Here is a 26,754-nt window from a genome sequence, read left to right as displayed (position 1 = left end):
AAATATCTTCAAATAATAATCTTGTCTCTTTTCCCTGTCTTTGAATCAACAGAATATTTACAAGGATTTATAACATCTTTTAAATAAATATCTGTGTCTATTATCTTCTCATGGAATCTCATTCTATGATTGAGATAGCAACAGATATTCTTAAAAGTATTTGTCTCTGGTTGATCCATTAATTTTTTATATCGAGTGATATTCTTAAGTTCAGAGTGGGTTGTTAAAGCAATATTAGACTCGTAATTAGGATTTGATTCATTAATAAAGTCTCTTAAAAAACATCCTGCAAGCATTCGCATACCCCCCATTGGAGTTGACTTGTCTATCCAGGATAAAAATTTCCAGGAAGAAAGTGGAGTCGATCGAATAAGTTGTAATTGATTCCAAGACAATCCATGCAGACACATACGCAAAAGAAGATTTCTGACTTCTTCTTCTGTAAATTCTACGCGTAACTCTCCAGAACATGTCTTGTCCTTCTCACTCATGTATCTTCTGTAGTCTCCCTGACAGTAAATCACCAATTTATCAACTATAGACGTTACATCTTGATGATCCCAAGTATTATTCCTAGAGTGATTCATTAAACAGGAATATTCTTCCTGACTTAATTCTTGAACTAATCCGTACAAATAAAGATTAAAAAGTGTTGTTTGTTCCATCTTATTATCGATAGGTTGATGAATCAAACCTAACTCAGAAAACCAATAGGCTCCGGAATATCTCCAATTCCGCTTCACTCCATTTTCAATTAAAATATTGTCATTGCCTAACTCTATGAAATGTTTCATCCAATATAGAGGGCAATTTTCTACTAATAAATTATCTAAGTTGGGAATTCCTTCTCCATTGATTGCACTATCTAAATTCTCTATATCATAATCTTCTAGGACATCTTTTAGTTGTAGAGATGGTGTATCTAATTCATTCTTGATCGATGTTTCTCGAGATTCTCTAAAATTATAAATAAATCTTATTAATTCTCTAAATCTGGTAATAGTCAAGTCCTTAGTATTTACTAAATCAAAAAATACTCTAGAAAATTTTGATTTAATTACTTGGCGAAATCCTAAGGGAATCTGAATATATTTTGGTTGTGAATACTTAATAATAAGTCGGGCAGTAAGAAAAGATAGGGTACACCAACCCATACTACCCAACAAGATTGAAATAATCATGTTTATGGATGAGGGTAAAATTGATAGAAAAATAAGACCAGAAATAACAAATAATAAGCTCAAAACAATAAGCATAATTATTTGAGATGTTGTTGGTCCTTTCGATTGCATGTATCGACAAACTACTTCTTGCTTTGGAAGTGTTTGGTAAAGAAAAAGATTCGAAGCTTTCATGAGTTATACTAAATAAAATAAAATAAAAATATTAAATTATAACTATAAAATTCCTAAATTTTTATATTTACAACACTGTGGATGTTAAAATAATAAAATATAGAATGTGTAAATACAAGTATTATTCTATTTTAATATTCATAAATAAATTAAACTCACCTTCTTGTATTCTAGTAGTATTGACAACTAACGATTCTCAGTCTAACATGACTCTCTCTGAAATTGATAAAATGCCAGTTATATTTTGAAAGAGTATAAATTAGAAAATATTCGAAATTTTTCTATTATTGCACATATTGATCACGGAAAGTCTACAATTGCTGATCGTTTACTTGAGAGTACAAGCACTGTTGAGCAAAGAGAAATGCGTGAGCAGCTCCTTGATTCTATGGATCTAGAGAGAGAACGTGGTATTACCATTAAAGCGCATCCTGTGACTATGTATTATGAATATAATGGTGAAGTTTACCAACTTAACCTCATAGATACTCCCGGTCATGTGGATTTCTCTTATGAAGTGTCACGATCTTTATCTGCTTGTGAAGGAGCCTTACTTATTGTTGACGCTGCTCAGGGTGTGCAAGCTCAAAGTTTAGCCAATGTCTATCTAGCATTAGAGCGTGATTTAGAGATTATTCCTATTTTAAATAAGATTGATTTACCCGCTGCTAATCCCGAGAGAATTCGGAAACAAATCGAAGATTACATAGGGTTGGATACCACCCACGCAATTGCTTGTTCAGCAAAAACAGGAGAAGGAATCCCAGAGATTCTTGAGGCAATAATTGAATTGATTCCCCCTCCAAAGTCTCCTAAGGAAACTGAACTAAAAGCTTTAATTTTTGACTCTCATTACGATCCTTATGTAGGTATCATGGTCTATGTTCGTGTCATCAGCGGAGAAATCAAAAAAGGCGATCGTATTACTTTCATGGCAACAAAAGGTTCTGCTTTTGAAGTCTTAGGTGTTGGAGCTTTCCTCCCCGAAGCTACTTTAATTGAAGGATCACTACGGGCAGGTCAGGTAGGCTATTTTATTGCCAATCTTAAAAAAGTAAAAGATGTAAAAATTGGTGATACTGTAACCACGGTAAAACATCCAGCAAAAGTACCTTTAGATGGATTTAAGGAAATTAATCCTGTAGTTTTTGCTGGTATCTATCCTATTGACTCTTCAGATTTTGACACTTTAAAAGATGCTTTAGGCCGCTTGCAACTTAATGACTCTGCTTTAACTATAGAGCAAGAAAGTAGCCATTCTTTAGGTTTTGGTTTCCGTTGTGGATTTTTAGGGCTGCTGCATCTAGAGATTGTCTTCGAAAGAATCATTAGAGAATTTGACCTTGATATTATTGCTACAGCACCCAGCGTGATTTATAAAGTTGTTTTAAAAAATGGAAAGACGCTGTTAATAGATAATCCTACAGCCTATCCTGATCCTTCAATTATTGAACATTTAGAAGAACCTTGGGTACATGTAAATATCATCACACCTCAAGAATATCTAAGTAGCATTATGAATTTATGTTTAGATAAACGTGGTGTGTGTTTAAAAACAGAAATGTTAGATCAGCATAGGTTAGTTCTTTCTTATGATCTTCCTTTAAATGAAATCGTCTCCGATTTTAATGATAAATTAAAATCTGTAACTAAAGGTTATGGCTCCTTTGACTACCGTTTAGGAGATTACCGCAAGGGATCAATCATAAAGCTTGAGATTTTAATCAATGACGAACCCGTTGATGCTTTTTCATGTCTTGTACATAGAGATAAAGCAGAAGCTCGCGGAAGAAGTATTTGTGAAAAGCTTGTTGATGTAATTCCTCAACAACTCTTTAAAATTCCCATTCAAGCTGCTATCAATAAAAAAGTTATTGCCAGGGAAACAATTCGTGCTCTTTCAAAGAATGTCACTGCGAAGTGTTATGGAGGAGATATTACGAGAAAACGTAAGCTTTGGGAAAAACAAAAAAAGGGTAAAAAGCGTATGAAGGAGTTTGGAAAAGTTTCTATTCCAAATACTGCTTTTATCGAAGTTCTCAAAATAGATTAACTACTCTATGCACAAATTAGGGTTTCTGGAACTAATTGTTATCTTTTTCCAGTTCTTAGTTACATAAGTAATCACAGTCCCACTTACAATAGATAAAAAAACAAAAGAAGGGGTACCGAAGCACCCCTGAAGAAACAAGAGACTTGTCAAGAGAACTGACCATTATGTCAGAACTCTTAGATTTTTTTCAAAAATTATTTTACTATCGTCGTAGTTTTAGTCCCTATCCAATCTGTATGGTAAAATTCCCCCCGAGGTTTATCCTTGCGTTCGTAAGAATGCGCTCCAAAATAATCTCTTAATCCTTGAGCTAGGGCTATTGAGGAATCTTTTGTTCGGTAACCGTCATAGAATGTCAGAGCAGCTGCCAAACAAGGTACGGGGTATCCTGAACCAACCGCATAGGCAACAGTTCTACGCCATCCGGATTCAGAGTTTTGCAATATAGATTTAAAATAGGTTTGTAAAATTAAAGAAGGAGCCTCAGGTTCATTTTCAAATCCTTTATGGATGGCATCTAAAAATACGCTTTGGATGATACATCCACCCCTCCATAACAAAGCTAACTCTCCAAACTTCAGATTCCACTGATGGTCTTCAGATGCTTGTTTCAACAACATGAATCCCTGAGCATAGCTAATAATCTTTGAGGCGTATAGTGCTTGAAATACATCTTCAATAAAAAGATGCGGATCTCTAGGTTTTTCAAAAACTATAGGAATACCAGGAAGTTCCTGCGCTGCTTGCTCTCGAACAGTTTTCCATGAGGAAAGAAAGCGTGCTAGCACAGATTCAATAATCAAAGAAAGGGGTACTCCGGAATCAATAGCATCCATAGCAGTCCAACGACCTGTACCTTTTTGCCCGGCAACATCTAAAATGGTATCAATAACCGGAGTGTTATCAGCACCCTTTAAAGAAAGAACTTCTACAGAAATTCTCATGAGATAGCTTTCTAACTCTCGAGTATTCCATTCTGCAAAAATTGCTGATACAGCTTCAGGAGATATATCTAAACGTGTCCTTAACAACCCATAGGCCTCACAAATTAGTTGTATATCCCCGTATTCAATGCCGTTATGTACAGTCTTTACATAATGTCCTGCTCCTCCTGGACCAACCCAACAGCAGCAAGGATTACCATTAACCTTAGCGGAAATACCTTGGAAAATAGGTGCTATGGCTGGCCAAGCATCACTGTTACCTCCGGGCATAATAGAGGGTCCATACCGAGCTCCCTCTTCACCTCCAGAGATCCCCATACCTATAAAAAGTATACCTTTTTCCTTAAGGTCTCGGCATCGCCTCTCTGAATCTTTATAGTAGCTATTTCCTCCGTCGATAATAATATCTCCGGCTTCAAGATAAGGTAGTAATAGTTCAATACTTTGATCTACAGGAGTTCCTGCTTTGATCATAAGCATGACTTTCCTAGGACGTTTTAAAGACCGAACAAAAGTTTCTAAATTTTCGTGTCCTTGAAGGTTTGTGATCTGAGAATGCTCCTGAAGAAACTCTCTAGTTTTCTCTGGGCTCCGATTATAGACAGAAACAGAAAAACCATGATCTATCATATTTAATACAAGGTTTTTCCCCATTACAGCTAAACCAATTAGCCCAATATCCGCTTGCTCTGTCACCGGTCCTCCTCAACACTTAAATTAGATGCAAAACTAATTTCTTCTTTTTTCCTTGTGCTAATAAAACATATTGATCACAACATACCTGTGTTTCTTCAAATACACTTTGCTCATCAGCTATAGGATCGCTATTCACATAGAGACCTTTTTGTTCAATCAACCTTCTAGCTTCTCCTTTAGAGTTGCAGAATCCTACTTCGACAAAGAGATCAATCCATCGTTTGCCAATAGTCTGTGTCCTCTCTAAAGACACTCCTTGCCCCATAGAAATAAGATCTTGGAAATCTTTCTCAGAAATTGAAGATACTTTACCAGGATGCATACTTTGAGTAACTACCTGGGCCTCTTTGAGCCCATTTTCACCATGTATAGAGGTTACTATAGTTTCAGCAACAAACTTTTTCACAGCCATAGGATCTGATATAAATTTCTGATCTAGATCAAAAATTTCCTCATTACTCAACAAAGTTAGCGTACGCGCTATTTTAGGTATCTCTTGATCTGGTAGTCTTAAAAAGTACTGATATAGTTCATAAGGAGAGGTTAGCTTGGGATCTAACCAGATAGTTCCCGACTCAGTTTTTCCTATCTTTTTACCCTGGCTATTTGTTAATAGCGGATAAGTTAAACCGTAGGCTTGTCCTAGTCCCCGACGACGAATATAATCAATTCCTGAGGTAATATTACCCCACTGATCACTTCCCCCACATTGTAGACTTATCCCCTGATTTTCAAATAGATAAGCAAAATCATACGATTGTAGGAGTATATAGCTAAATTCAGTATAGCTAATTCCCTCTTCAGACTGAATACGCTGTTTAATGGTATCCTTACCCAGCATAGTCCCCAGTCTAAAATGCTTCCCCACGTCTCGAAGAAAGTCGATCACCGTAGTCTCTCTAAACCAATCTATATTATTTACTATTTGTATCCCGGGTAGATAATGAGAGAGACACTCTGAGAGCTTCAGACTATTGTGCGCGACCTGATTACTCTCCAGTAGAGTACGCTCTATGCTTTTCCCTGAGGGATCTCCTATCATTCCCGTAGCCGAGCCAACCAGCGCTACTGGAGTGATTCCAAAATTCGCCATTCTACGTAAAAAGCATATCCCTATCCAATGTCCGATATGGAGAGAGGGAGCTGTGGGATCAAACCCAAGGTATGCAGAAATTGGTGAGGTTATATTGTCTAATCCAGAGGAAAAATCTTCTAAAATTCCCCGATCCTTCAAATGTTTTATGAAATCCTGCATCACAATAACAAAAAATCTTAATAATCGAAGCACTATCTTAACGATCAGTCTTCTTATATGCAAGGTTCCCTTCTAAGTTTAATCCCAGGAAAGAAAAATAATAGAAATAAATCTAATTTTAGTTTAAAATAGATCAATTTTTTTCACTTAAAGGTTTTTAGCAATGATAAATCCAATCTTAGGGAGCACTCCAAACATTGATTCAAAATCAAGTGGATCAAGCTTTGTCCCGTCGACTAAGTTTATCCGTATTACTTCAGTAGTTCTTATTACTCTCTCAATTTTAGCTGTAGTTGGAAGTTGTGCAGGTTTAATACTTACTACAAGTCTTTGGTTTTTATTATTAAGTGTTGCTGCGGGACTCTGTTTAAGTCTTGGAATCATCATAAACTTCACTGTTCCCGTTAAAACGGAAGCAAAGATGCCTATCGAGAAGGAATTGCAGGCAATGGTTTAGAGAAAGGCAGATAAAGCTATTCGAAGTTTAATGAGAGCTTTCGAATGGATCTGAGATACGCGTGATTCACTAACTCCAAGGATTTTTCCAATTTCCTTAAGAACTAGTTCCTCGTAGTAATATAGAGCCATGACTTTTCTTTCCTTCTCTTCTAGGCTCTCTATAGCGTTTGCTAAAAATGAAGAGAATTCCTTTTTATCGACAATATCGTATCCTGTTTCAGCTCGTTCATCGGGAATACGTTCTTCCAAAGCCACCCCAGATTCGCCATCAGATAGCGAAGGTCTTTCCTCATTTAAGGAAATGATCAATGCGGGACGCGCTGAAACGAACCAGCCTGAAAGCTCTTGTTGGGAAATTCGTAAATACTCACAGAGATCCCCATCCGTGGGCTCTCTTCCTAGCGATTGCCTTAGAGTATCTATTGCATCTGAAAGCTTATTTGCCTTTTGGTGAACACTTCTTGGAACCCAATCCTGCTTCCTTAAATCATCAATAATCGCAGCTTTGATTAAAAACAGGGCATAACCTTCAAAGCGACGACTCTTCTCTGGATTAAAGCGCTCCACAGCACGCACTAATCCCTCAACTCCGGAAGCATATAGATCTTCGGTTTTTACATGGGAAGGCATACCTGAAATCAAACGATGGACTACACATTTGACCAAATGCAGGTAAAAATCGATCAAGGTATCTCGATACTCGATCTCTTGGGTTTCCCAATATAATTCCCAAATCTCAAAAATATTTTGCGTATTTTGTATTTTCACAAATTTTTTCTTCGGTAATTATTTTAAGATTAAACAAAAAAAATATTTTAAACAATATTCTAATTAAACGAATTTATTCATTTTAGTTAGATTAATTTCATAATTAAAGTATCAAAACCTCATCTGAAACAGATCCTAGCAAGGAAATGGGTATTTCTTCGGGAAGTTCATTATGTGATAAAACAAGAAGATCTGGAAAGTGAGGTTCGATCATTTTCCTCAATTCAAAACGTGATTCGCACCCAGTAATGATAGCTCTAAATCTACCATCTCCAGATTGATCAAGGAGATTTTGCACTTGATGGACAACTTTATCACACATTAGAGGATTCGACCTTGAGTATAAGTCACCTATCATACGTTCCACATGAGAATCTACGGTAATAACTTCTAGGGTGTTCTCCTTATCCCAAAGAGCTCTCCCTATATGTTTTCCGAGATATTTTCTGATCTTCTCAGAAAGTATCTCTAAACTCTCTTCGGAAGAGCCATGTAGAGCTATTGCCTCCAATATCTTAGGAAATAGCCTTAAAGATACACGTTCTTTAACTAAAGATTTTATTAAGAATAGAAGAGAGTTTTCAGAAATCTTTTTTGGAATAATCTCATCAATAGAGATCCCCAAAATATTTTGCGCATCTCTTATTAGAGCTTTGATACACCCTCCGTGAATGGTGTCTGGAGCTAAATTTCTTAATATTGGCAAGAGATTAAATAATGATATTTCCTTAAGATAAAAATGTTGCCCACCACAACTTAAAGAAGTTTTTTTCTCACTATAAACAATCCGCATATCCTGCTGTAATAACACTCCTATTTCATTGAAGATTTCCTCTCGTGCTTGCGTGTATATCTCCTGAGGATTTATTCCTGTGTAGTCTGTTGGAAGACATAGGTGTATTTGTTGAAATTCTTCAGATATAAGTTCCAAATCTTGAGTATTTTCCGTTTGTTTATGTGCGAAAAACAATACGATTACAAAAACGATAATAGGACCCTTAGGGGTTCCTGGAACAAACAATAATGAGGAAAGTAGAAGAGCAATTGTTCTAAAATGAATTCGAGCTTGTTCGTAATAGTCTACCATATGTTCAAGTAGAGATTCTTTTTGTCCTACCTTAGATATCAATGTAGCTGCAGCACACGATGTCAACAATGCAGGCACTTGGCTTACCAAAGCATCGCCCACTACTGTTAGCCATAAACCATCAGTTGCGCCATCCAAGGAATACGAAAAGTAGGTGGCAGCTATAAAGTTCACTATGAGTAAAATACAACTAACAATAGCATCCCCTTTTACAAAACGAAATACTCCCTCCATAGAAGAAAAAAAATCGCTCTCTTCAAAAAGGTCTTGCTTATGCTTTTCAACATCCATACTGGAGGTACGTCCAGATAAGAGATCTGCATCTAATGACATTTGCTTCCCTGGAAGTGCTTCTAAAATAAATCTAGCACGAACTTCAGCAACTCTTTCTGACCCCTTAGCAATTACAAGAAAGTTCACTAGAAAAAATAGACAACAAGCAACAGTTCCTGCTCCCAAACTTCCTAAGGAAAAGAAATTCCCTAAAGAAAAAATCATAGGAGATGCCCAACCTGAGGATAAAATCAATCGGGTGGAAGCAAGATTTAATCCCAAACGAAATAAGCAAAGATATAAAAATAACGAGGGGAAAAGCTTAGCCTCACGACTAGATTTTAACGAAAATACCCAAAATACAACTGTTAAAGATAAAATAAAATTGATACACAGACCAGCATCTAAAAGCCCTTGAGGTAAAGGAATTAGAAAAGAAAGAAGGATGCTTAAGGGAATGAGAGCCATTCTCCACAGTTTCTCTTGTTTGCTTGTCACCAAGCGCCTCCCTTCTGAGACTCTCCTATTTCTTCAATAATGACAAAAAATATATATCTTCAAGAAAAACTCTTATATCCTCAAATAGCGAACTTTAGTTTATGTTTATCTTGTAGACTATTTTCTTCTATGATAACGTCTTTATTTTTTAGAGACATTTGTACGGAGTATAGCGCAGCCTGGTTAGCGCGGTTGCTTTGGGAGCAATAGGTCGGGGGTTCGAATCCCTCTACTCCGAGTTATTTGACGCTTTATAGTAAAGGATTTTCAGGAAATCTCCGATGGCAAAGTTAATCATTTCATCCGATGATGAAACACAAGAATTCAATCTGGAAGATGGTTCTAGTATTGCAGAACCTTGTGAATCTTCAGGCGTTCCTTTTGCTTGTACAGAAGGTGTTTGCGGTACATGTGTTGTTGAGGTGTTGGAAGGAAAAGAGAACCTATCTGATTTCACCAATGAAGAAAAAGACTTTCTTGGTGAACCTGAAGATTCTGATGAACGTTTAGCTTGCCAATGTAAAATCAATGGCGGCTGCGTTAAAGTCACCTTCTAAAAATCATTTTTTCTAAAATAATTAAAAATATTAAGATATTTACACTTGAATAAAGTATAAATATCTTTACATTCTTTGTCTTAAAATTCGAAAAATAAAAAATTTTGTTTTATGTAAGAGGTTTTTACTTCTTATTCACATTCTAGAGACAAATCTCTTGAAAAAAAACTACTTATGTCTTAGAGAGGGTATACTTTAAAATATTGATTGTATTTAGCTTTAAAAAAATCAATGTTTTATGCCTCACCTTATTGATACTCATGGGTCGTCTCACCCTATTCCTGAGACACCTTTTTCTGCGATACAACGCAGCCAAAATAAACAAGGAATTGCTAAGAAAGTAGCGCTTGCTGCTGTCGCCACTTTGTCTTTCGTAGGGCTTGCGACTACCCTAGCTTTAGCTATCACTCTAGCAATGCCAGCTCTTTCTGCTGCTGTAGTGGTCTTCTCTATAATTGCCATAGCGTGCTGTATTCTATTCAGAAAACAATCTACAAAGATAGCTCCTCTCCCTAAGCCTATTCATCCTACAGGCTGGGAAATACTTGATAAACCTGGGAAGAAGACTTCAGAAGTCGGTCTGCCGTCCTCGCTACAACCCGAGAAGCAACCTACACCTGTTACTACTCCCTTATCCACTCCAACTAAAACTCCAACACAAGATCAAGATCTAACTAAACCCAAGACTCCTACGACTCAAGTTGCACCTACCGATCATCACCTCCCACCCATATCATTGGTTCCAAAAGCTCAACAATTACTTAAAGGCTGGACACAGCTACCATCTTGCGATTCCGTTGACACAACAAAATTCGAACCTAAAACTCTTACGACTCCATTTAAAGGTTGGGCATTTCCAAATACTAAAACTACCCTAGTATCAACTCAAGGCGAGATTACTTCGCCTATATTTGTCACAGAGAATCTTTTGCCTATGCTGGTAAATGCAGCTAACAGCATGATGGCATCAGGAGGTGGGGGAACAAATAAAGCCTTTACACAAGTAGTAAACCCTCAGGGTTGGATCAACTCCAGAGAAGGGAAAAGCCAGTTAAAAACAGGGGAATGTACTGCTGGTAAGTGGATAAATTCCGATGGCACAGACAACGACTCCAAACCTGAGGCCCCTGCATTTTTTGCACAACTTTTAGGGGCGCAAGCTCACAATCTAAATAATGAACCAGAAAAATGCTATGAATCAGCTACTGAAGCTTATAAGAATTGCCTTGCTAAGGCTCAAGAAAAAGGTTCTCATTATATTCAACTGCCTCTTATCTCATCCAGTCTTTATGCTCCTTCGTTAAAATTACCAAATGGATCTATTATCCGAAAACAATGGATAGACTCTGTAAAATCTGCTTTAGTAACAGCAGCCCAGCACTTTGCAGCGAAAAATCCTAATTATCCACTAATTATCGTTGTCACTGATATCGCGACCTCTCCTTTAGACTAAATAGATGAACTAACAAAAGATAAGCATCTAAAATAAGAATCTTGTTTTAGATGCTCTGTTTTATTTTTATATTCTAAAACACTCTGAATCACAACCTCGGTATAAACACCAAAATAGAACTATTTGATAACTCTTTTTTTTATTTTTAATTAATTAGATTTCTAATACGAATTTCTTGCAAAAAAAAACATCATATGTTTTAGATCTGACATACTTTAAAATATCGAGTGTATTTAAATAACACTCAATATTTTATGTCAAAAATCATAGACACTTATGAAGCCTCTTTGACTAACACAAAGATACTTCCCCCTGCAGTATCAAGTAATAAAAGTAATCACAGGATTGCCAAGGTGGCTCTTGCTTTACTTATTGCCTCATCCCTAATTGGGGTTGTAACAACCCTGACTCTAGCAATCACTATGTCGATGCCTTCTCTTGCCACCGCTGTAATAACCTTCTCTATAATCGCTATAGTATGCTGCATTCTTCTCTGTAAAAAACCGACCAAAGTAGCTCCTTCTTTCCAACCTATGGAATCATCCGAAAACATATCTATCCCTAGCTCCGTACGACTACTGGATAGCTGGATAGAGATAGAATCCCCAAAGGCTGTTAATGTAGATCAATTTGATCCTATCGATTCAAACACTGCCTTTGCAGGATGGAAGCTCCCCAATAGTAAAACTACACTAGTCTCTACTCGGGGTGATATTAGTAAGTGTAGATTTATTACACAGGGCCTCAAACCTATGCTAGTAAATGCCACCAATAATATTATGTATCCTAGGGTCGGAGGAATGAACAAGGCTCTGGCGAAAGCTGTAAATCAGGAGGGATGGGAAAATTCTAAAGAAGGTAAAAGCCGTTTAGAAACTGGGCAATGTAGTGCTGGCAAGTGGATCAATCCCGACGGCTCTAACAATGATACTAATCCTGCAAGTCCCGCGTTTCTCGCACAACTTTCAGGACCTATATGCAGCAACATCAATGGAAACCCTGTAAGATGCTATCAAGAAGCAACTCAAGCCTATGAAAACTGCTTAGCTAAAGCTCAAGAAAAAGGTTCTAGATATCTACAGGTACCTATTATCTCATTTAATAAACACTCCCCTCCCGTAGATCTATCTATAAATGGACGTAACATTCGAGAACAATGGCTAAACTCTATAAAATCCGCTCTAGTAACAGCTGTCCAGAATTTTGCAATACAGAATCCTGATTATCAAATGATTATTGTTGTTACTGACACTACGATCTCTCTTTTAGACTAAATAGATAAACTAACAAAAGATAAGCATCTAAAATGAGAGTCTTATTTTAGATGCTGCCTTTTATTCCCATATTTTAAGACGACCGGTCTAACTACTTCTATTGAAATCTCTAAAACATAGAGATGTAAGAACGATTCTCTTAACGAAGATTATCTTCCTTATTTCTATCTGAATAGATTTTGAAGACAAATTTATTGAAAAAAATATCCTATACTCTAAGAGAAATATGCTTAAAAATACTCAGTATTCTATTTTGATATTAATATTTTATGCCACAATCCATCAATACTCATGCGGCTGCTTTAGTTAATCCTAAGGAGCTTTCTTCTGTAATACCAAATAATAAAAATAATCATCAGGTTACTCAAAAAAGAGCTCTTACTATTGTTAATGCCCTATCCCTTATTGGGATTGGCATAACCTTAGCTCTGGCAATCACTGTGTCGATGCCTTCTCTTGCTGCTGCTGTGATAGCCTTCTCTATAATTGCTATAGCTTCCTATATTTTCCTAAATAGGAACCCCACTAAAACGGTAAAGCCCCCACAATCCATAACTGCATCTAAAGAGGTATCAAGAGCACCGGAGGCGTTGGCGGGAGCATCTCTTCCTAGTATCACACAACTACTGAATAGCTGGATAAAAATATCATCTCCAACTGATGTTGATACACCTCAATTTGATCCCGTCGACACAACTGCAGTCTTCTTAGGATGGAAATTCCCAAATAGCAAAACTACGTTAATCTCTACCTGTGGAAGTACGGGCTGCTGTAGATTTATCACACAGAACCTCAAACCCACGATAGTGAATTCTGCTAATAGCGTCCTATATCCTTGGGGTGATGATGATACCCGAAGCATTGTAAGAGCCATAGGTTCTGAGGGATGGAAAAACTCTAAAGAAAATATGAGTAATTTAGATTATGGACAATGTACCATAGGTAAATGGATCAATCATGACGGTTCTAACAATGATAGTGATCCTTCGGGTCCAGCATTTCTTGCACAACTTTTAGGACCTATGAATGTTTTATTGTCTAATGATCTAATGAAATGCTACCAAGAAGCCACTCTAGCTTATGAGAATTGCTTTGTTAAGGCTAAGGGAAAAGGTTCTAAGTACATACAAGTGCCTATTATCTCAGCTGATTCTCAAGGTCCTTCTCCAGAAGAATTATTTGCAAATGGGAGTAGCATACGAGAGCAATGGATAAATACTATAAAAATTTCTCTGATAAAAGCTGCTCAGAATTTTGCAATGCAAAACCCTGACTATCAAATGATCATCGTTGTCGTTCATTCGATAGGCTTTCCTTTGTTAAATTAAATAGGTGGATCAATGAAAAGTAAACATTCAAAGTAGGAATCTCATTTTAGATATTATTTCATCTTTATATAAAGACATAGGGTAATTGTCCTACTTAGAGAAACTTAAGTGAAAAATATTTTCACCGCCATCCTCTTTATTTCCACTTAATTAGATTTTAGAGATAAATTCTTTAAAAGAGACTTTTCTGAAGAATATATTTTATTATCTAACAGGCTGTCGCTGATATTATGAGTTCTCCTGTAGATAGATAAATTAGCAGAAATTAGACGTCTGAAATGAAGATTCATATTAAATGTGTCGCCCATCTTTATGTTAAAATATCTAACATTACAACCTTCTTAATACAAGTACTGAAATAGAACATTTTGATAACCTCCCTTAACAAAGATTATCTTCTTCATACCTACTCAAAATTTTAAACATAAAACCCTTGCAAAAAAATGTCTCATATTATAGCCGATTAGGCTCTAAAATATATAATGTATCTATGTATAAACCCATGCTTCATGTCTCAAACTATTCATAACAACCAAGCCTCCCCGAGCAACTCCAAAACGCTTTCTTCTGTACCACTAAGCGCTAAAAATAATCTTAACATTATTAAAAGAGTAGTTCTGGCCATTGTTACTATCTTATCCCTAATTGGGGTTGTAACAACCCTGACTCTGGCAATCATTATGTCGATGCCTTCTCTTGCCGCTGCTGTAATAGTCTTCTCTATAATTGCTGTAGCGTGCTATATTCTCCTCTATAAGCAACTCAAAATAGCCCTTTCCTCACAATCTGATCATTCACCTCAAAATCGGCCTAATTCTCAACCTACGTCCCGCAATTACAAAATTAGTCCCCCCTCATCCCCCTTTATATCTAAACTTACCTCGTGGCCTGCTCCCAGATCTACAACGCTACTTAACAATTGGATACAATTATCATCATCAAGTGATGTTGATACACCAAAATTTGATCCTATTGATACAGAAACCACTTTCACTGGGTGGAAATGCCCAAATAGTAAAACCACATTAGTCTCTACCTGCGGTAATGTTACTGAAACTAGATTTATCACACAGAACCTCAAACCTATGCTTGTAAACATTTCTCCCCCTTATAGGAGTTATAGAGGGGAAAAAATAAATCTAATTCCCTATCAAATAGGACACACAAACAGGGCCTTCTCAAAAGCAGTAAACATACGGGGATGGAAAAATTCTACAGAAGGTAAGGTTTGTTTAGATAATAAACAATGTACCGCAGGCAAGTGGATAAATCCAAATGGTACAAATAATGATAGTAACCCCGCAGGTCCAGCATTTCTTGCACAACTTTCCACAGATGAGTACACGCCTGATATAACTACATGCTATCCAATAGCAATTGAATCCTATAGAAACTGCTTAGCTAAGGCTAAAGAAAAACAATCTAACTATGTACAAGTACCTCTCCTCTTATCCGAAGATACTGTTATCCCAAAAAATATAATTATAAATGGATGTGATGTAAGGGAACTATGGGCAGATTCCATAAAATGTGCTTTAGCACAGGCCGCTCAGGATTTTGCGATACAAAATCCTGAATATCCTATAGTTATCGTTTTGGTCGAAGAATTCGTCAATCCTTTTATTAATATAACCTAAACCAATAAAATCAGACATCTGGAATAAGGATGTTAGATGTTTATCTTTATGTTGAGATATTCAACAACAATTACTTCGCCCTAAATCCTCGAATGAAATTTCAAGGAATCTCTTAAACACCTACTAAGAATGGATTAAGAGTATTTCTCTTACCTAAATATCCTTAAATAACCTTTCAAGAACATTCTCTAGATCTATTTATGATTAAATTGAGATCGGTACACATTCTCAATTAAAATCTAAGTTGCCAACTTTATTGATCAGTCTCTACTATACCTATACTGTAGAACAATAAGATACAGACGCTAAGAAAAATACGTAATAAAACTAAGTAAACTCCTATCACTACTTTAAAACATAAGATTCATACAAATTATAGCGAGACTCGGAAGTAAAGCATTCTACTTTATGATTACATGACACCTACTCCCACTATCACTCCTTTCAAACAAACACAACCGTCATCTGAGATACTTCATGAAAAAAGTAGTAACATAGCACCGAAGATTGTTCTTATGGCTATAGTTATCTTTACGAACTTAATAATACTTGGAGCAGTTATCTCTTCGATAATTACAGGAATACTCCCCCTACTCTCTATTTGTTCCTTAGTTATTCCTCTACTTCTTATATCTCTATTTCTCCTTAAGAAATCTTATCTACAAAAACCCTCGGAAAAGATAGATCTGAAACCCATTCCTAAGGGTCTATCCTTTTTAATTGAAATAAATGAAAATACACAACACACAAAGATCCTAGAAAACTACGGAGAAGTAGTTACGGATTGGAGTACCCTACCCCATATCTTTGGAGAAACCACACCATCCTTACTTAATAAGTCATGGAAAATTCATCACTCTAAAATAGTATTATTTGCTACAACTGGAGTTATCTATTCTCCTCGTATTCATTGCTGTTGCAATCTTATGATCGTATTAGAACACAGCACAAGTATTGTAGATTTAACCACACTAAATATCTCTCGTGAGATTCCTAGTATACAAGAGGGACAATGCGTCTCTATGCCTTGGGAAAACTCTGATGGATCTAGTAATAAGAAGAGACTTGGACTACCAAATTTCTTAGGTTTCATCCAAGGACCTAATCCTGAATCTCATAATCACCATCCCGTTGTTGCCTTTGCTCTAGCAAAAACTGCTTACACAAATTGCTTGAATGAAGCTATGAAACGGGGGGCTGACATGATTCAAATCCCACTAATATCCACACTACCATCTCTACTCTCCTCAAACCCCCAAGAGGCTGCTAATTGGAAAGCAGCTATACAAACAGGTTTAGTTGCCGCATTAGCAAATTTTGCAACACAAAATCCCGAAGTAATTATGAATATTGTCGTCACTAGTCCTCCTGGACTAGGATGTCCTCTATAAAACCAAAATTACAAATAATTGGTTTTTAATATGATATAATTTAATTAAAAAACATAATCTAAAGTAAATTATTTTATTATAGTTTTATTTATAATTATAACTATGTCACAAGAAAAGATTTCTTCGGATAGTAATCCGCTACCACCACGCCAACTATTTAATTTAACTCCTAGACAGCGTCTTCCTATAAAAGGATACCTGAATCGAGTTTTATACAATCCAAATACTAGAGAAACCACTCAAAAGGTCCTCGCGATCTTAGGGGGGATTGCTTTAATTGCTGGAGTTGCGTGCGGGATAACTTTAGGAGCACTTGGAGCCCCTGGCCTAGCAGTTGCTACAGCTATAGGGATTACTCTAGGAACAATTTTATTAGGAACATCCCTGGCACTTTTACCTCACAAAACTAAGGGGTGCTTTAAAAAAAGAATTCATGAGGCTTTTGAAAAAAATAGAGATTACGATTTTCTTTCTAATGATCTTGCCGAAGCTTTAAAAGTAAACTTTAAGGAAAGTTTTGACCTACCTAAGGATATGAAAGTTGTTGGAGCAGACAATATCAATATCTTCACAGCAAAAAACAACTCTAAAGTCAGGTTAGCAACTTTTAAAGTACCATCATTTTTCTCATCAATTACGGATCACGATATGGAGATATCTCGGCTTTGTTTCATACCCCCTGAAGCTGATCTTGCGCATCCTAAAACTATTCACAATAGTTCCATGGATTTATTTAGATTGGAAATCGGAGATCTTGAGTGGAATAAAAATCTGAAAGAATTTATCCAAACACCTAAAAAACCTGCAGGATGGACGCGTACAGAATGGAAAAATACTATGCTACCCTTGGACGATACTCCAAGAAATCTCATTAATGTATGGAACCCATTTGGACATTATCCTAAAACAGCATCTGAACAACCTGGAGATAGACGTCATCCCCTCTATGGGAAAAGAAGCTTAGAAGATCAAAAAGTAATGTTTATAGATTTGTTTAAATCCTTAATGAAAGATGGTATTCAAGATATCGGAATCTATGGAAATGATCTCCTTTTCCCAAAAGATAGCCAAAACAATTTCTATATCAATACGTTTGGGCAACTGGATGGGGATTTCGACAGTAGAGTCTTAACAGCGTTATCTTTAGCTTTAGCTGAAATAGCAAATGATAAGAAGAGCAATCTAACTGTTAGCTTCTATGGTATGGGAAGTAATCCTTTACGCAAACATAAGCCTATAGACTACGCCCAACTCGAGGATTTTGACGACGATGATTAAGATCTCTCTTATCTAAAATTTTTCGTGCCTTTCTTTACCAAGAATAGTCTAGCATCAAATCTAGACTATTCAAAATTCACTAAGAATAAGTTTTATACGACTCGTTATAAATAAATATTTTCAAAATAAAAACTCTATTTCAAAACAAATGTTTTTATTTTCTTAAGATTTCCCTTTACTGAATCTATATTTTTCTTTTTGATGAATACCCTCAAATGAGTTAAACTTTACTGTCGCTTTTACTTTAAGGCCCATGTTCTGGCCTAGTTACTAAATACTAATTTTTTATTCCCATAATAAGATTATTTCAGGTTTTTATGGTTATTTCTCCCTCCAAAAAACAAGCTACTAGACGTTATACGCACTCAGTTAAAATTGGGAATCTCTACGTAGGCAGCGAGCATTCAATAAAGACACAATCTATGACAACAACACCTACTTCAGATGTTGATGCAACAGTCGCACAAATCTGTGCTCTAGTAGAAGCTAAATGCGAAATTGCTCGTGTTACTGTACAAGGAATTAAAGAAGCTCAGGCATGCGAACATATTAAAGAACGTTTACTTTCCATGGGGATTGATGTTCCTCTTGTAGCGGACATCCATTTCTTTCCTCAAGCAGCTATGCATGTTGCTGATTTTGTAGATAAGGTGCGTATCAATCCAGGGAACTTTGTAGATAAACGCAATATGTTCACTGGAAAGACATATACAGATAAAAACTATGCCGATAGTCTCCTTCGATTAGAAGAAAAGTTTGCTCCCCTTGTAGAAAAGTGCAAACGCCTAGGAAAAGCTATGAGAATCGGTGTAAATCACGGTTCCCTTTCTGAACGTGTTATGCAACGTTACGGGGATACCATTGAGGGAATGGTAGTTTCGGCTCTTGAGTATATTGAAGTGTGCGAAAAACTTGGCTATCGTGATGTTGTTTTCTCTATGAAATCTAGCAACCCAAAAGTTATGGTTGCTGCCTACCGTCAGCTAGCGAAAGATCTTGACGCTCGTGGTTGGCATTATCCCCTACATCTAGGTGTCACAGAAGCTGGAATGGGCATGGATGGGATCATCAAGTCTGCAGTAGGTATTGGCACTCTCCTTACAGAAGGTTTAGGAGATACGATTCGCTGTTCGCTAACAGGATGTCCCACTACAGAAATTCCTGTTTGTGAAAGCTTATTAAGACACACGACAACATATCTAGATCTTCCTAAAAAGAAAAATCCTTTTGCTTTAGAAAATTCTGAAAGTTTCATCAATGCTGCAAAAAAAATCACTAAGACTACCCCATGGGGCCCTGTTTATGGTGTGTTTATTAAACTTATAGAAGAACATCTTTTAAACAATACTGTGGAGGAATTACTCGAGCAACTCGGTGTTAATCCCACAAATGGGAAAAAAGACTTCACGGCACCGGATGGTGTTGTTGTTCCAAAAAGTTTTATGGGAACTTCTATTGTTGAGAAGTTAAAAGAACATATGATCATTTTCCATCATCATGAAGTTCCTTGCCTCTATGATTACAACGAAGAGATTTGGAATAATGAACAGGTGTTAAGCGCTCCTTTCGTTCATTGTCACGCAACACCTCCATTTATTCATAGTACGAGATACTTCTTTGAAAAGAAACAATGTGAAGAACAACCTGTGAAATTAGTCTTCTCAAAAGATCTCGATGATGAATGTGAAGCGGCTGTATCTATAGCTACAGAATTCGGAGCCTTACTTCTTGATGGTTTAGGCGAAGCTATAATTTTAGACCTTCCTAACATCCCCCTCCCCACTATTCGAGAAATCGCTTTTGGTACTTTACAAAGTGCTGGCGTACGTTTAGTGAAAACAGAATACATCTCATGTCCTGGATGCGGGAGAACTCTCTTTGATCTTCCCGAAGTAACAAAACGTATTCGCGACAAAACAAAACATCTTGTAGGATTAAAAATTGCTGTTATGGGATGTATTGTTAACGGTCCTGGAGAAATGGCAGACGCTGATTTTGGATTTGTAGGATCTAAAACAGGTATGATCGATCTCTATGTAAAACACACATGCGTGAAAGCGCACATTCCTATGGAAGATGCCGAAGAAGAACTCGTTCGTCTTTTGCAAGAACATGGTGTATGGAAAGATCCTGAATAATACATTTTTAGCTATGATATCATCTACCTCTGACAATAGTTTAACTAAACTGACCTTTCCTGAGCTCTCTGAGCTACCTTTACGTCACGGATTATTTCCTAAACAAAAAGATGCAGAAGGTTACGTCTACGTTCCTAAAAATGAACAGATTCGTAAAGAGCTAGGCGCTGAACGTTTCTGCGATCTCCACCAAGTACATAGTACAAGTTTGCGTCATGCAACATATACAACCCCCGCAGGCTGTCCTGCGGATGGGTTGTATACCAATGACCCCATGCTTTCTCTACATATCCGCCATTCTGATTGCCAACCAGCAATCTTTTATGATCCGGAAAAACATGTCGTTGCTAATGTACATTGTGGCTGGCGAGGACTTGTCGGAAACATCTATGCTGTGACGGTAGCCACATTAAAACGTGTTTATAATTCTCGCCCTCAAGATATGATCGTTGTTGTGGGACCTTCTTTAGGTCCTGACTACGCTATTTATCCCGACTATAGAGAACTCTTTCCTCCAAGCTTCTTTTCCTTTATGCCAAAAGAAAATCATCTAGATTTTCGAGCTATAGCAAGAAAGCAACTCTTAGATCTTGGAATCTCAAGCTCTAAGATTACAATTTCTGAAAGATGTACCTATACTGAACATGAGATTTTCTTCTCTTCTCGTTACCGTAATTACCACCCAGAACCTAATGTGATAGACACACCGATAAAAAAGAACAACGTCACCGCTGTTCTTCTTCTTCCTAGATAACACACCTACAAATCAAGCAGAGTTTCAGGCTGTTCTATTGCATCTTTGATTTTGATCAGAAAGCCAACGGCTTCCTTACCATCAATAATGCGGTGATCATAACTAAAAGCGACATACATCATGTCTGCGATAGTAACGGTATTATCAATCACCACAGGGCGTTTTTCTATTTTATGCATACCTAATATTCCCACTTGAGGAGGATTGATAATAGGCGTAGAAAGTAAAGATCCGTAAACTCCACCGTTAGTAATGGTGAAACTCCCCCCTTCTAACTCTGGAACAGAAATTAAGCCATCACGAGCTCTACTTGCTAGATCTGCGAGTTTTACTTCGATGTCCCCACTAGAGAGCTTATCACAATCACGAATCACAGGAACAACAAGACCACGATCTGTTCCTACAGCAATAGAAATGTCGTAATATTGACGGTAAACGATTTCATCACCGTCAATATACGCATTCACACGAGGATAAGCTTTTAATCCTTCGATAACCGCTTTTATGAAGAAAGACATCAAACCTAATTTCACATTATAACGGGAGGAAAACTCGTCTTGTTTTTCCTTACGGAGTTTCATAAGAGGAGTCATATGAATCTCGTTGAATGTTGTTAACATCGCCGATTCATGAAGAGCAGAAACTAAACGACGGGAAATCGTTTTACGTATTGAAGACATACGCTCACGAACTTCGTTCTTAGATCCTGAAGGCTGTGGTGTAGTTTGAATTTTATCACGCAAAGGAACAAAAGTCTTTCCTTCTGCAGGAGGCTCATGAGCTTTAGATCTTGGGAAACAAATAATCTCTGCATCTACAGTCTCTTCTAAAGGGGCTTCTGCAGTTATACTTTCAGCAATCGCTTCATTAGCATCATAAATTTTAGCAACAATACCACCAACGGCAACAATGTCTCCTTCAGCAACTGACCAAACAATCCTTCCGGATGTAGGAGCATAGATAAGCTGATTTACCTTCTCGCTTTCGATCTCCATAATGCCTTGATTCTCCTGAACCAGACTTTCTGAAGTCACCAAAAGAGAAGCTATTGTTACTTCGCTTATGGATTCAGCGACATTTGGAATGCGTACTTCTGTAATCATACATTACCTAAAGAAAACAATGTTTCCATTAATGTTAAAAATTCTTGTTGGCTGAGACGTGCAGATCCCGTAGCAGTGGAACTACTTCTTGGTCTGCTTATACATGTAAGTTTTTTTGGAAAAATCTCTTCGGTTGCCATGAATATATAATCATAAGCACCCATATTTTGAGGTTCTTCTTGAAGCCATACGTAATGCTCAACTTTAGAATATTTGCCAATCAAAGAAAGAAGATCTTCAAGATACAAGGGATACAAACTTTCAATACGCAAACAAGCAAAATCTTTCTTACGCTCTTGAGGTAAAGCCCCTTTAAAATCGTAGTATACCTTTCCGGAACACAAGACTAAAACCTTAGCATCGTAATTAGGCTCTACATCTTCAAGGATAGGACGGAATCCTCCAGGAATAGTAAATTCATCTATAAAGCTTGTACATTCAGGGTGGCGCAAAAGCATTTTTGGAGTAAAGATCACCAAAGGCAAAGATAAATCCCTTTTCGTGTGCTCACGAAGTATGCGGAAATACTGTACAGGAGTCGAAGGGATCACAACTTGGAAATTCCAATTTGCAGCTAACTGTAAATACCTTTCTATACGTGCTGAGGAGTGTTCTGGACCCTGACCTTCATAGCCATGAGGGAGAAGAACAACAAGGTCAGAATGTAGATCCCATTTCTGAATTGCAGAAGAGATATACTGATCGAAAATGATTTGTGCCCCATTAGAAAAATCTCCAAATTGCGCTTCCCATAAAACAAGGGTATGCATTGCCTGTTGGGCATAACCATATTCAAAGCCTAAAACAGCATATTCCGATAATGGAGAATTATAAATATCTACAGATCCTTGATCAGGAGACAAGTGATACAAAGGTGTGTAGGTATCTCCAGATTTTACATCACTCCACAACAAATGCCTCTGGCTAAAAGTTCCACGAATGGCATCTTGCCCTGAAAGACGTAAAGAAAATTTCTCTATTAATAAAGAAGCAAAAGCAAGTTCTTCAGCCATTCCCCAATCGTAGCCAATTTCCCCACTAGCCATTTTCATTCTCTTATCAAGAAGAGCTTTAACCTTAGGATGGGGTGTGAAATTCTCAGGAAGACCACATAATTTAGAACTTATATGAAATACTGTGTCTCTACTTAAGGAAACATCAATATCGTTTACTAATAACTCACCGAGATCCATACGATCGCAATGACGACAATCCTTTTTAGGTAGAGCTTGATTCTCTTCCTGTTTTAATACTTGAAACTCTTTACTTAGGATATCCTGAACGTCTTTTTCAATTTTCGCTAGGTTATCTTCAGAGATTTCTGAAGGATAGTTATCTAATAGATACTTCCTATAGATCTCACGGATCGTTGATTTCTTCTTAATCTCATTATAAAGTAAAGGAGCTGTTATCGAAGGATCATCACTTTCATTGTGACCATATTTCCGATAACAACAGAAATCGATAATCACATCGCAATTAAATTCTTCCCGTACTTTTAAGGAGTATTCAATTGCTTGTAAGCAAGCAACAACATCTTCAGCATTTACACGAAATACAGGAATACCCAACATCTTAGCAATGTCTGTACAATAGGGAGTAGATCGTGATTCTTTAGGTTGTGCAGTAAATCCTATATAGTTGTTTACAATAATATGAAGGGTACCCCCTGTGGAATATCCCGGGACTTGACTTAATTGCAAAGTCTCATAAACAATCCCCTGTCCTGAAAATGCTGCATCCCCGTGAACAAGAATCGCTAAACACGAATGCTCCTTCCCCGAAGCTACCTGATGTTGTAAAGCCGCAACAACCCCCTCAACAACAGGATCTACAGCTTCTAAATGGCTAGGATTTGGCAACATAACAAAAGTTACCTCCTCACCATTTTTCCCATGGGATCTAGAAACATAGCCTTTATGATACTTCACATCTCCGACAACATCCAAACCTCGAGCTTTAGGATTATCCTCAAACTCCATAAACACATGAGAATAAGGCTTACCTAACACATTTGTTAAGACATTCAACCGTCCACGATGGGCCATACCAAGAATATAATTCGTAACATCTTGAGTGACACCATAATGCACAAGATGCTCAAGCATAGGAATTAAGCTTTCAGCACCCTCTAAAGAGAATCTTTTCTGTCCTGTAAATTTTATCTGCAGAAATTCTTCAAAGAATGTGGCTTTACACATATCTTGATATGTACGTAAAAGCTCTTCTGGAGATCTTTTAGGAGGCTTACTTTCCATGAGCTTCCATACATATTCTTGCAATTGAGGAGAACATGTCAGAGTTTCTACGGAAATACTTCGGCAATAAAAATTCTTTAATGCCTGAATCAAATCACGAACAGGAACTTTAGATTGAGGAAGAATGCCTAAAGAAGGGACTATTTCATTAAGATCTATGTTCTTGATCTTTTCTTGAATTAAGGGAGAAGGATTAATAGGAGATAGGGGAGAAATCTGACTTTGTAAATATCCGTAATAACGGTATATCATACAAAGAAATTGAGCTTTCTTTTCTTGCAAAGCAGCGTATGCCTCTTCATTGCCAGAAGATGCTGATGTAGCACCCTCCTGACCTAATTGATATCCTTCAAAAAAATATTTCCATGAAGGATCCAAGGTTTCATGATTTAGAAACCTTTGAAACATAGCCTCGATCCAGTCCATATCCGAAGAATGGACTTGTCCAGCAAACTCGGAATCCATATGATGTTTGTTCTCGATAGATGCGATCTGAAATTTCGTTTCATAGCAAATTTTTATTTTTCAAAAAAAACAATCTTTGCTTTTTTTTCTCTTGTTGAAAAAAAGCAAGGGATACATTACATCTGCTCTCTAGAATACAGGATGGTGCCCACTAGATGAAAAGTGAACGTCTTAAAAAACTCGAATCTGAATTACGTGACTTAACCCAGTGGATGCAATTGGGTTTAGTTCCAAAAAAAGAAATCGACAGACACAAAGAAGAAATACGTTCTTTAGAAAACAAAATCCATGAAGAGAAGGAGCGCTTGCAACTTCTGAAAGAAAGTGGCGAAGTTGAAGAATTTGTCACTCCAAGACGTAGCCCTGCAAAAACCGTTTATCCCGATGGACCGAGTATGTCGGATATGGAGTTTGTTGAAGCTACAGAAACGGAAATCGATATTGACCCAGGTGAAACTGTAGAGATCGAACTTCCTGAGGAAGATCGCGAAGAAGGCGCTGTAGAAATCGATTATTCCAGTGATGACGACGAAGATCCTTTCAGTGATCGTAATCGTTGGAGACGTGGGGGTATTGTTGACCCCGATGCTAATGAATGGTAAGAAACCTTTAGCCCTCTACATTCATTTTCCTTTTTGCTCAAAGAAATGCCACTATTGTAGCTTTTATACGATTCCCTATAATCCGGAATCTGTAAGTTTGTATTGCAATGCAGTTCTTCAAGAAGGGTTGAATAAGCTAGCTACTATTAAAGATATATACTTTATCGATACAGTATTTTTTGGTGGAGGAACACCTTCATTAATTCCTCCCCATCATTTGCATAATATAATTAAAGTCCTCGCTCCTCACGCCCAAGAAATCACTCTAGAAGCAAATCCTGAAGATTTATCTGAGTCATACTTAAGAGATCTTACTCTAACATCTATTAATAGAATTAGTATCGGAGTACAGACTTTTCACGATCCCCTTCTCAAAGCTTTAGGAAGAATCCACTCTACATCGACATCTATAGATGCTGTACACCGTTGCTATGAACATGAATTTAATAATATCTCCATAGATCTCATTTACGGTCTCCCTACACAATCTTTGTCAGATTTTCTTACGGATCTTCATCAAGCTCTTACTCTACCTATTACGCATATCTCTCTTTATAATCTGACTTTAGATCCTCATACATCATTTTATAAGCACCGTCGTGTTCTAGCACCTTCCATTGCGAATGATGACATATTAGCAGCCATGAGTCTCTCTGCAGAGGAACTCTTATCCTCTCAAGGATTCTCTCGTTATGAACTTGCCTCGTATGCAAAATCTCAAGCACAATCGAAACATAATCTCTATTATTGGACAGATAAGCCCTTTCTAGGATTAGGAGTTTCTGCGTCACAATATATTGATAAAGTACGCTCGAAAAATCTCGCAAGAATCTCACAGTATCTACGTGCTATACGTAAAAATCTTCCTACTCATGAATCCACGGAATGTCTACCAGAAGGAGAACGTATCAAAGAAGCTTTAGCTTTAAGATTACGTCTTACCGAAGGAGCACGAAAAAAAGATTTCCCTCCTGCATTAATACAATCCCTTTCATCTCTTTCTCCAATCAAAGAACTCTTTGATCATAACGATGAGTTTCTATTCTTGAATAAACAAGGTCGATTATTCCATGATACTATTGCTGAAGAAATCATGAATCTTTCTTTTTAATTTTAATAAAACATTAA

At 37.1% G+C, this 26,754-nt stretch carries 20 protein-coding genes and 1 tRNA gene; 14 read left to right on the top strand and 7 right to left on the bottom strand.

The window, feature by feature from the left end:
* Positions 1 to 8: 8 nt before the first annotated feature.
* On the bottom strand, positions 9 to 1,355 hold the full coding sequence (locus O1W69_RS04340) for a DUF1389 domain-containing protein (RefSeq protein ID WP_375793334.1): 1,347 nt from the start codon (positions 1,353 to 1,355) through the stop codon (positions 9 to 11).
* 244 nt (positions 1,356 to 1,599) lie between these two features.
* Between O1W69_RS04340 and lepA the strand changes: the two genes are divergently transcribed.
* A complete protein-coding gene (gene lepA, locus O1W69_RS04335; protein ID WP_375793333.1) occupies positions 1,600 to 3,408 on the top strand; it encodes a translation elongation factor 4 in 1,809 nt (602 codons plus the stop codon).
* A gap of 194 nt (positions 3,409 to 3,602) precedes the next feature.
* Here lepA and gnd read toward each other — a convergent pair whose 3' ends face one another.
* Positions 3,603 to 5,006 carry a decarboxylating NADP(+)-dependent phosphogluconate dehydrogenase gene (gene gnd, locus O1W69_RS04330; RefSeq protein ID WP_375794002.1) on the bottom strand — a complete coding sequence of 468 codons (1,404 nt, stop codon included), beginning with the start codon at positions 5,004 to 5,006 and terminating at the stop codon, positions 3,603 to 3,605.
* Positions 5,007 to 5,064: 58 nt separating this feature from the next.
* Complete coding sequence (tyrS, locus tag O1W69_RS04325; RefSeq protein WP_375794001.1) at positions 5,065 to 6,303, bottom strand: tyrosine--tRNA ligase; 1,239 nt, start codon at positions 6,301 to 6,303, stop codon at positions 5,065 to 5,067.
* 163 nt (positions 6,304 to 6,466) lie between these two features.
* Here tyrS and O1W69_RS04320 point away from each other — a divergent pair, with 163 nt between their 5' ends.
* On the top strand, positions 6,467 to 6,760 hold the full coding sequence (locus O1W69_RS04320) for a hypothetical protein (RefSeq protein WP_375793332.1): 294 nt from the start codon (positions 6,467 to 6,469) through the stop codon (positions 6,758 to 6,760).
* On the opposite strand, the gene O1W69_RS04315 is transcribed toward O1W69_RS04320, so the two are convergent.
* On the bottom strand, positions 6,757 to 7,530 hold the full coding sequence (locus O1W69_RS04315) for a FliA/WhiG family RNA polymerase sigma factor (RefSeq protein WP_375793331.1): 774 nt from the start codon (positions 7,528 to 7,530) through the stop codon (positions 6,757 to 6,759). The genes O1W69_RS04320 and O1W69_RS04315 overlap by 4 nt on opposite strands.
* 103 nt (positions 7,531 to 7,633) lie before the next feature.
* Positions 7,634 to 9,358: an EscV/YscV/HrcV family type III secretion system export apparatus protein gene (locus O1W69_RS04310; protein WP_375794000.1), complete on the bottom strand. Its 1,725-nt coding sequence runs from the start codon at positions 9,356 to 9,358 to the stop codon at positions 7,634 to 7,636.
* 193 nt (positions 9,359 to 9,551) lie between these two features.
* On the opposite strand from O1W69_RS04310, the gene O1W69_RS04305 reads away from it, so the two are divergent.
* From O1W69_RS04305 to pgeF, 10 genes are all read left to right on the top strand, one after another.
* Positions 9,552 to 9,626: transfer RNA gene (locus O1W69_RS04305), tRNA-Pro, on the top strand.
* 43 nt (positions 9,627 to 9,669) lie between these two features.
* Positions 9,670 to 9,945, top strand: coding sequence for a 2Fe-2S iron-sulfur cluster-binding protein (locus tag O1W69_RS04300; protein ID WP_375793330.1), 276 nt, complete (start codon positions 9,670 to 9,672; stop codon positions 9,943 to 9,945).
* 238 nt (positions 9,946 to 10,183) lie between these two features.
* Positions 10,184 to 11,398, top strand: coding sequence for a macro domain-containing protein (locus O1W69_RS04295; RefSeq protein ID WP_375793329.1), 1,215 nt, complete (start codon positions 10,184 to 10,186; stop codon positions 11,396 to 11,398).
* Between the two features lie 254 nt (positions 11,399 to 11,652).
* Positions 11,653 to 12,672 (top strand): macro domain-containing protein, encoded by a 1,020-nt coding sequence (locus O1W69_RS04290; RefSeq protein WP_375793328.1) that lies wholly within the window; start codon positions 11,653 to 11,655, stop codon positions 12,670 to 12,672.
* 269 nt (positions 12,673 to 12,941) lie between these two features.
* The gene (locus O1W69_RS04285) at positions 12,942 to 14,000 is read left to right on the top strand and encodes an ATPase (RefSeq protein ID WP_375793327.1); all 1,059 of its coding nucleotides are present in this window, start codon (positions 12,942 to 12,944) and stop codon (positions 13,998 to 14,000) included.
* 509 nt (positions 14,001 to 14,509) lie between these two features.
* Complete coding sequence (locus O1W69_RS04280; RefSeq protein ID WP_375793326.1) at positions 14,510 to 15,637, top strand: phage holin family protein; 1,128 nt, start codon at positions 14,510 to 14,512, stop codon at positions 15,635 to 15,637.
* 416 nt (positions 15,638 to 16,053) lie between these two features.
* Positions 16,054 to 17,028 carry a hypothetical protein gene (locus O1W69_RS04275; protein ID WP_375793325.1) on the top strand — a complete coding sequence of 325 codons (975 nt, stop codon included), beginning with the start codon at positions 16,054 to 16,056 and terminating at the stop codon, positions 17,026 to 17,028.
* Between the two features lie 102 nt (positions 17,029 to 17,130).
* Positions 17,131 to 18,306 carry a hypothetical protein gene (locus O1W69_RS04270; RefSeq protein WP_375793324.1) on the top strand — a complete coding sequence of 392 codons (1,176 nt, stop codon included), beginning with the start codon at positions 17,131 to 17,133 and terminating at the stop codon, positions 18,304 to 18,306.
* A 317-nt stretch (positions 18,307 to 18,623) separates the two neighbouring features.
* Positions 18,624 to 20,444 (top strand): 4-hydroxy-3-methylbut-2-en-1-yl diphosphate synthase, encoded by a 1,821-nt coding sequence (locus tag O1W69_RS04265; protein ID WP_375793323.1) that lies wholly within the window; start codon positions 18,624 to 18,626, stop codon positions 20,442 to 20,444.
* Positions 20,445 to 20,457: 13 nt separating this feature from the next.
* Positions 20,458 to 21,198 carry a peptidoglycan editing factor PgeF gene (gene pgeF, locus O1W69_RS04260; RefSeq protein ID WP_375793322.1) on the top strand — a complete coding sequence of 247 codons (741 nt, stop codon included), beginning with the start codon at positions 20,458 to 20,460 and terminating at the stop codon, positions 21,196 to 21,198.
* 5 nt (positions 21,199 to 21,203) lie between these two features.
* Here the strand turns inward: pgeF and sucB are convergent, their stop codons facing one another.
* Positions 21,204 to 22,301, bottom strand: a complete 1,098-nt coding sequence (gene sucB, locus O1W69_RS04255) for a dihydrolipoyllysine-residue succinyltransferase (RefSeq protein ID WP_375793321.1) — start codon at positions 22,299 to 22,301, stop codon at positions 21,204 to 21,206.
* The gene (locus tag O1W69_RS04250; protein WP_375793320.1) at positions 22,298 to 25,024 is read right to left on the bottom strand and encodes a 2-oxoglutarate dehydrogenase E1 component; all 2,727 of its coding nucleotides are present in this window, start codon (positions 25,022 to 25,024) and stop codon (positions 22,298 to 22,300) included. Before O1W69_RS04250 ends, sucB begins: the two co-directional genes overlap by 4 nt.
* A 155-nt stretch (positions 25,025 to 25,179) precedes the next feature.
* Between O1W69_RS04250 and O1W69_RS04245 the strand changes: the two genes are divergently transcribed.
* The gene (locus tag O1W69_RS04245; RefSeq protein ID WP_375793319.1) at positions 25,180 to 25,626 is read left to right on the top strand and encodes a hypothetical protein; all 447 of its coding nucleotides are present in this window, start codon (positions 25,180 to 25,182) and stop codon (positions 25,624 to 25,626) included.
* On the top strand, positions 25,616 to 26,737 hold the full coding sequence (hemW, locus tag O1W69_RS04240) for a radical SAM family heme chaperone HemW (protein ID WP_375793999.1): 1,122 nt from the start codon (positions 25,616 to 25,618) through the stop codon (positions 26,735 to 26,737). The genes O1W69_RS04245 and hemW overlap by 11 nt, the downstream gene beginning before the upstream one ends.
* Positions 26,738 to 26,754: the final 17 nt, after the last annotated feature.

The organism is Chlamydia sp. 12-01 (genome assembly GCF_042234205.1).
Lineage (GTDB): Bacteria > Chlamydiota > Chlamydiia > Chlamydiales > Chlamydiaceae > Chlamydia.
Note: the sequence above shows the minus strand (reverse complement) of the source record. Positions and strands in the feature narration are given on the sequence as shown.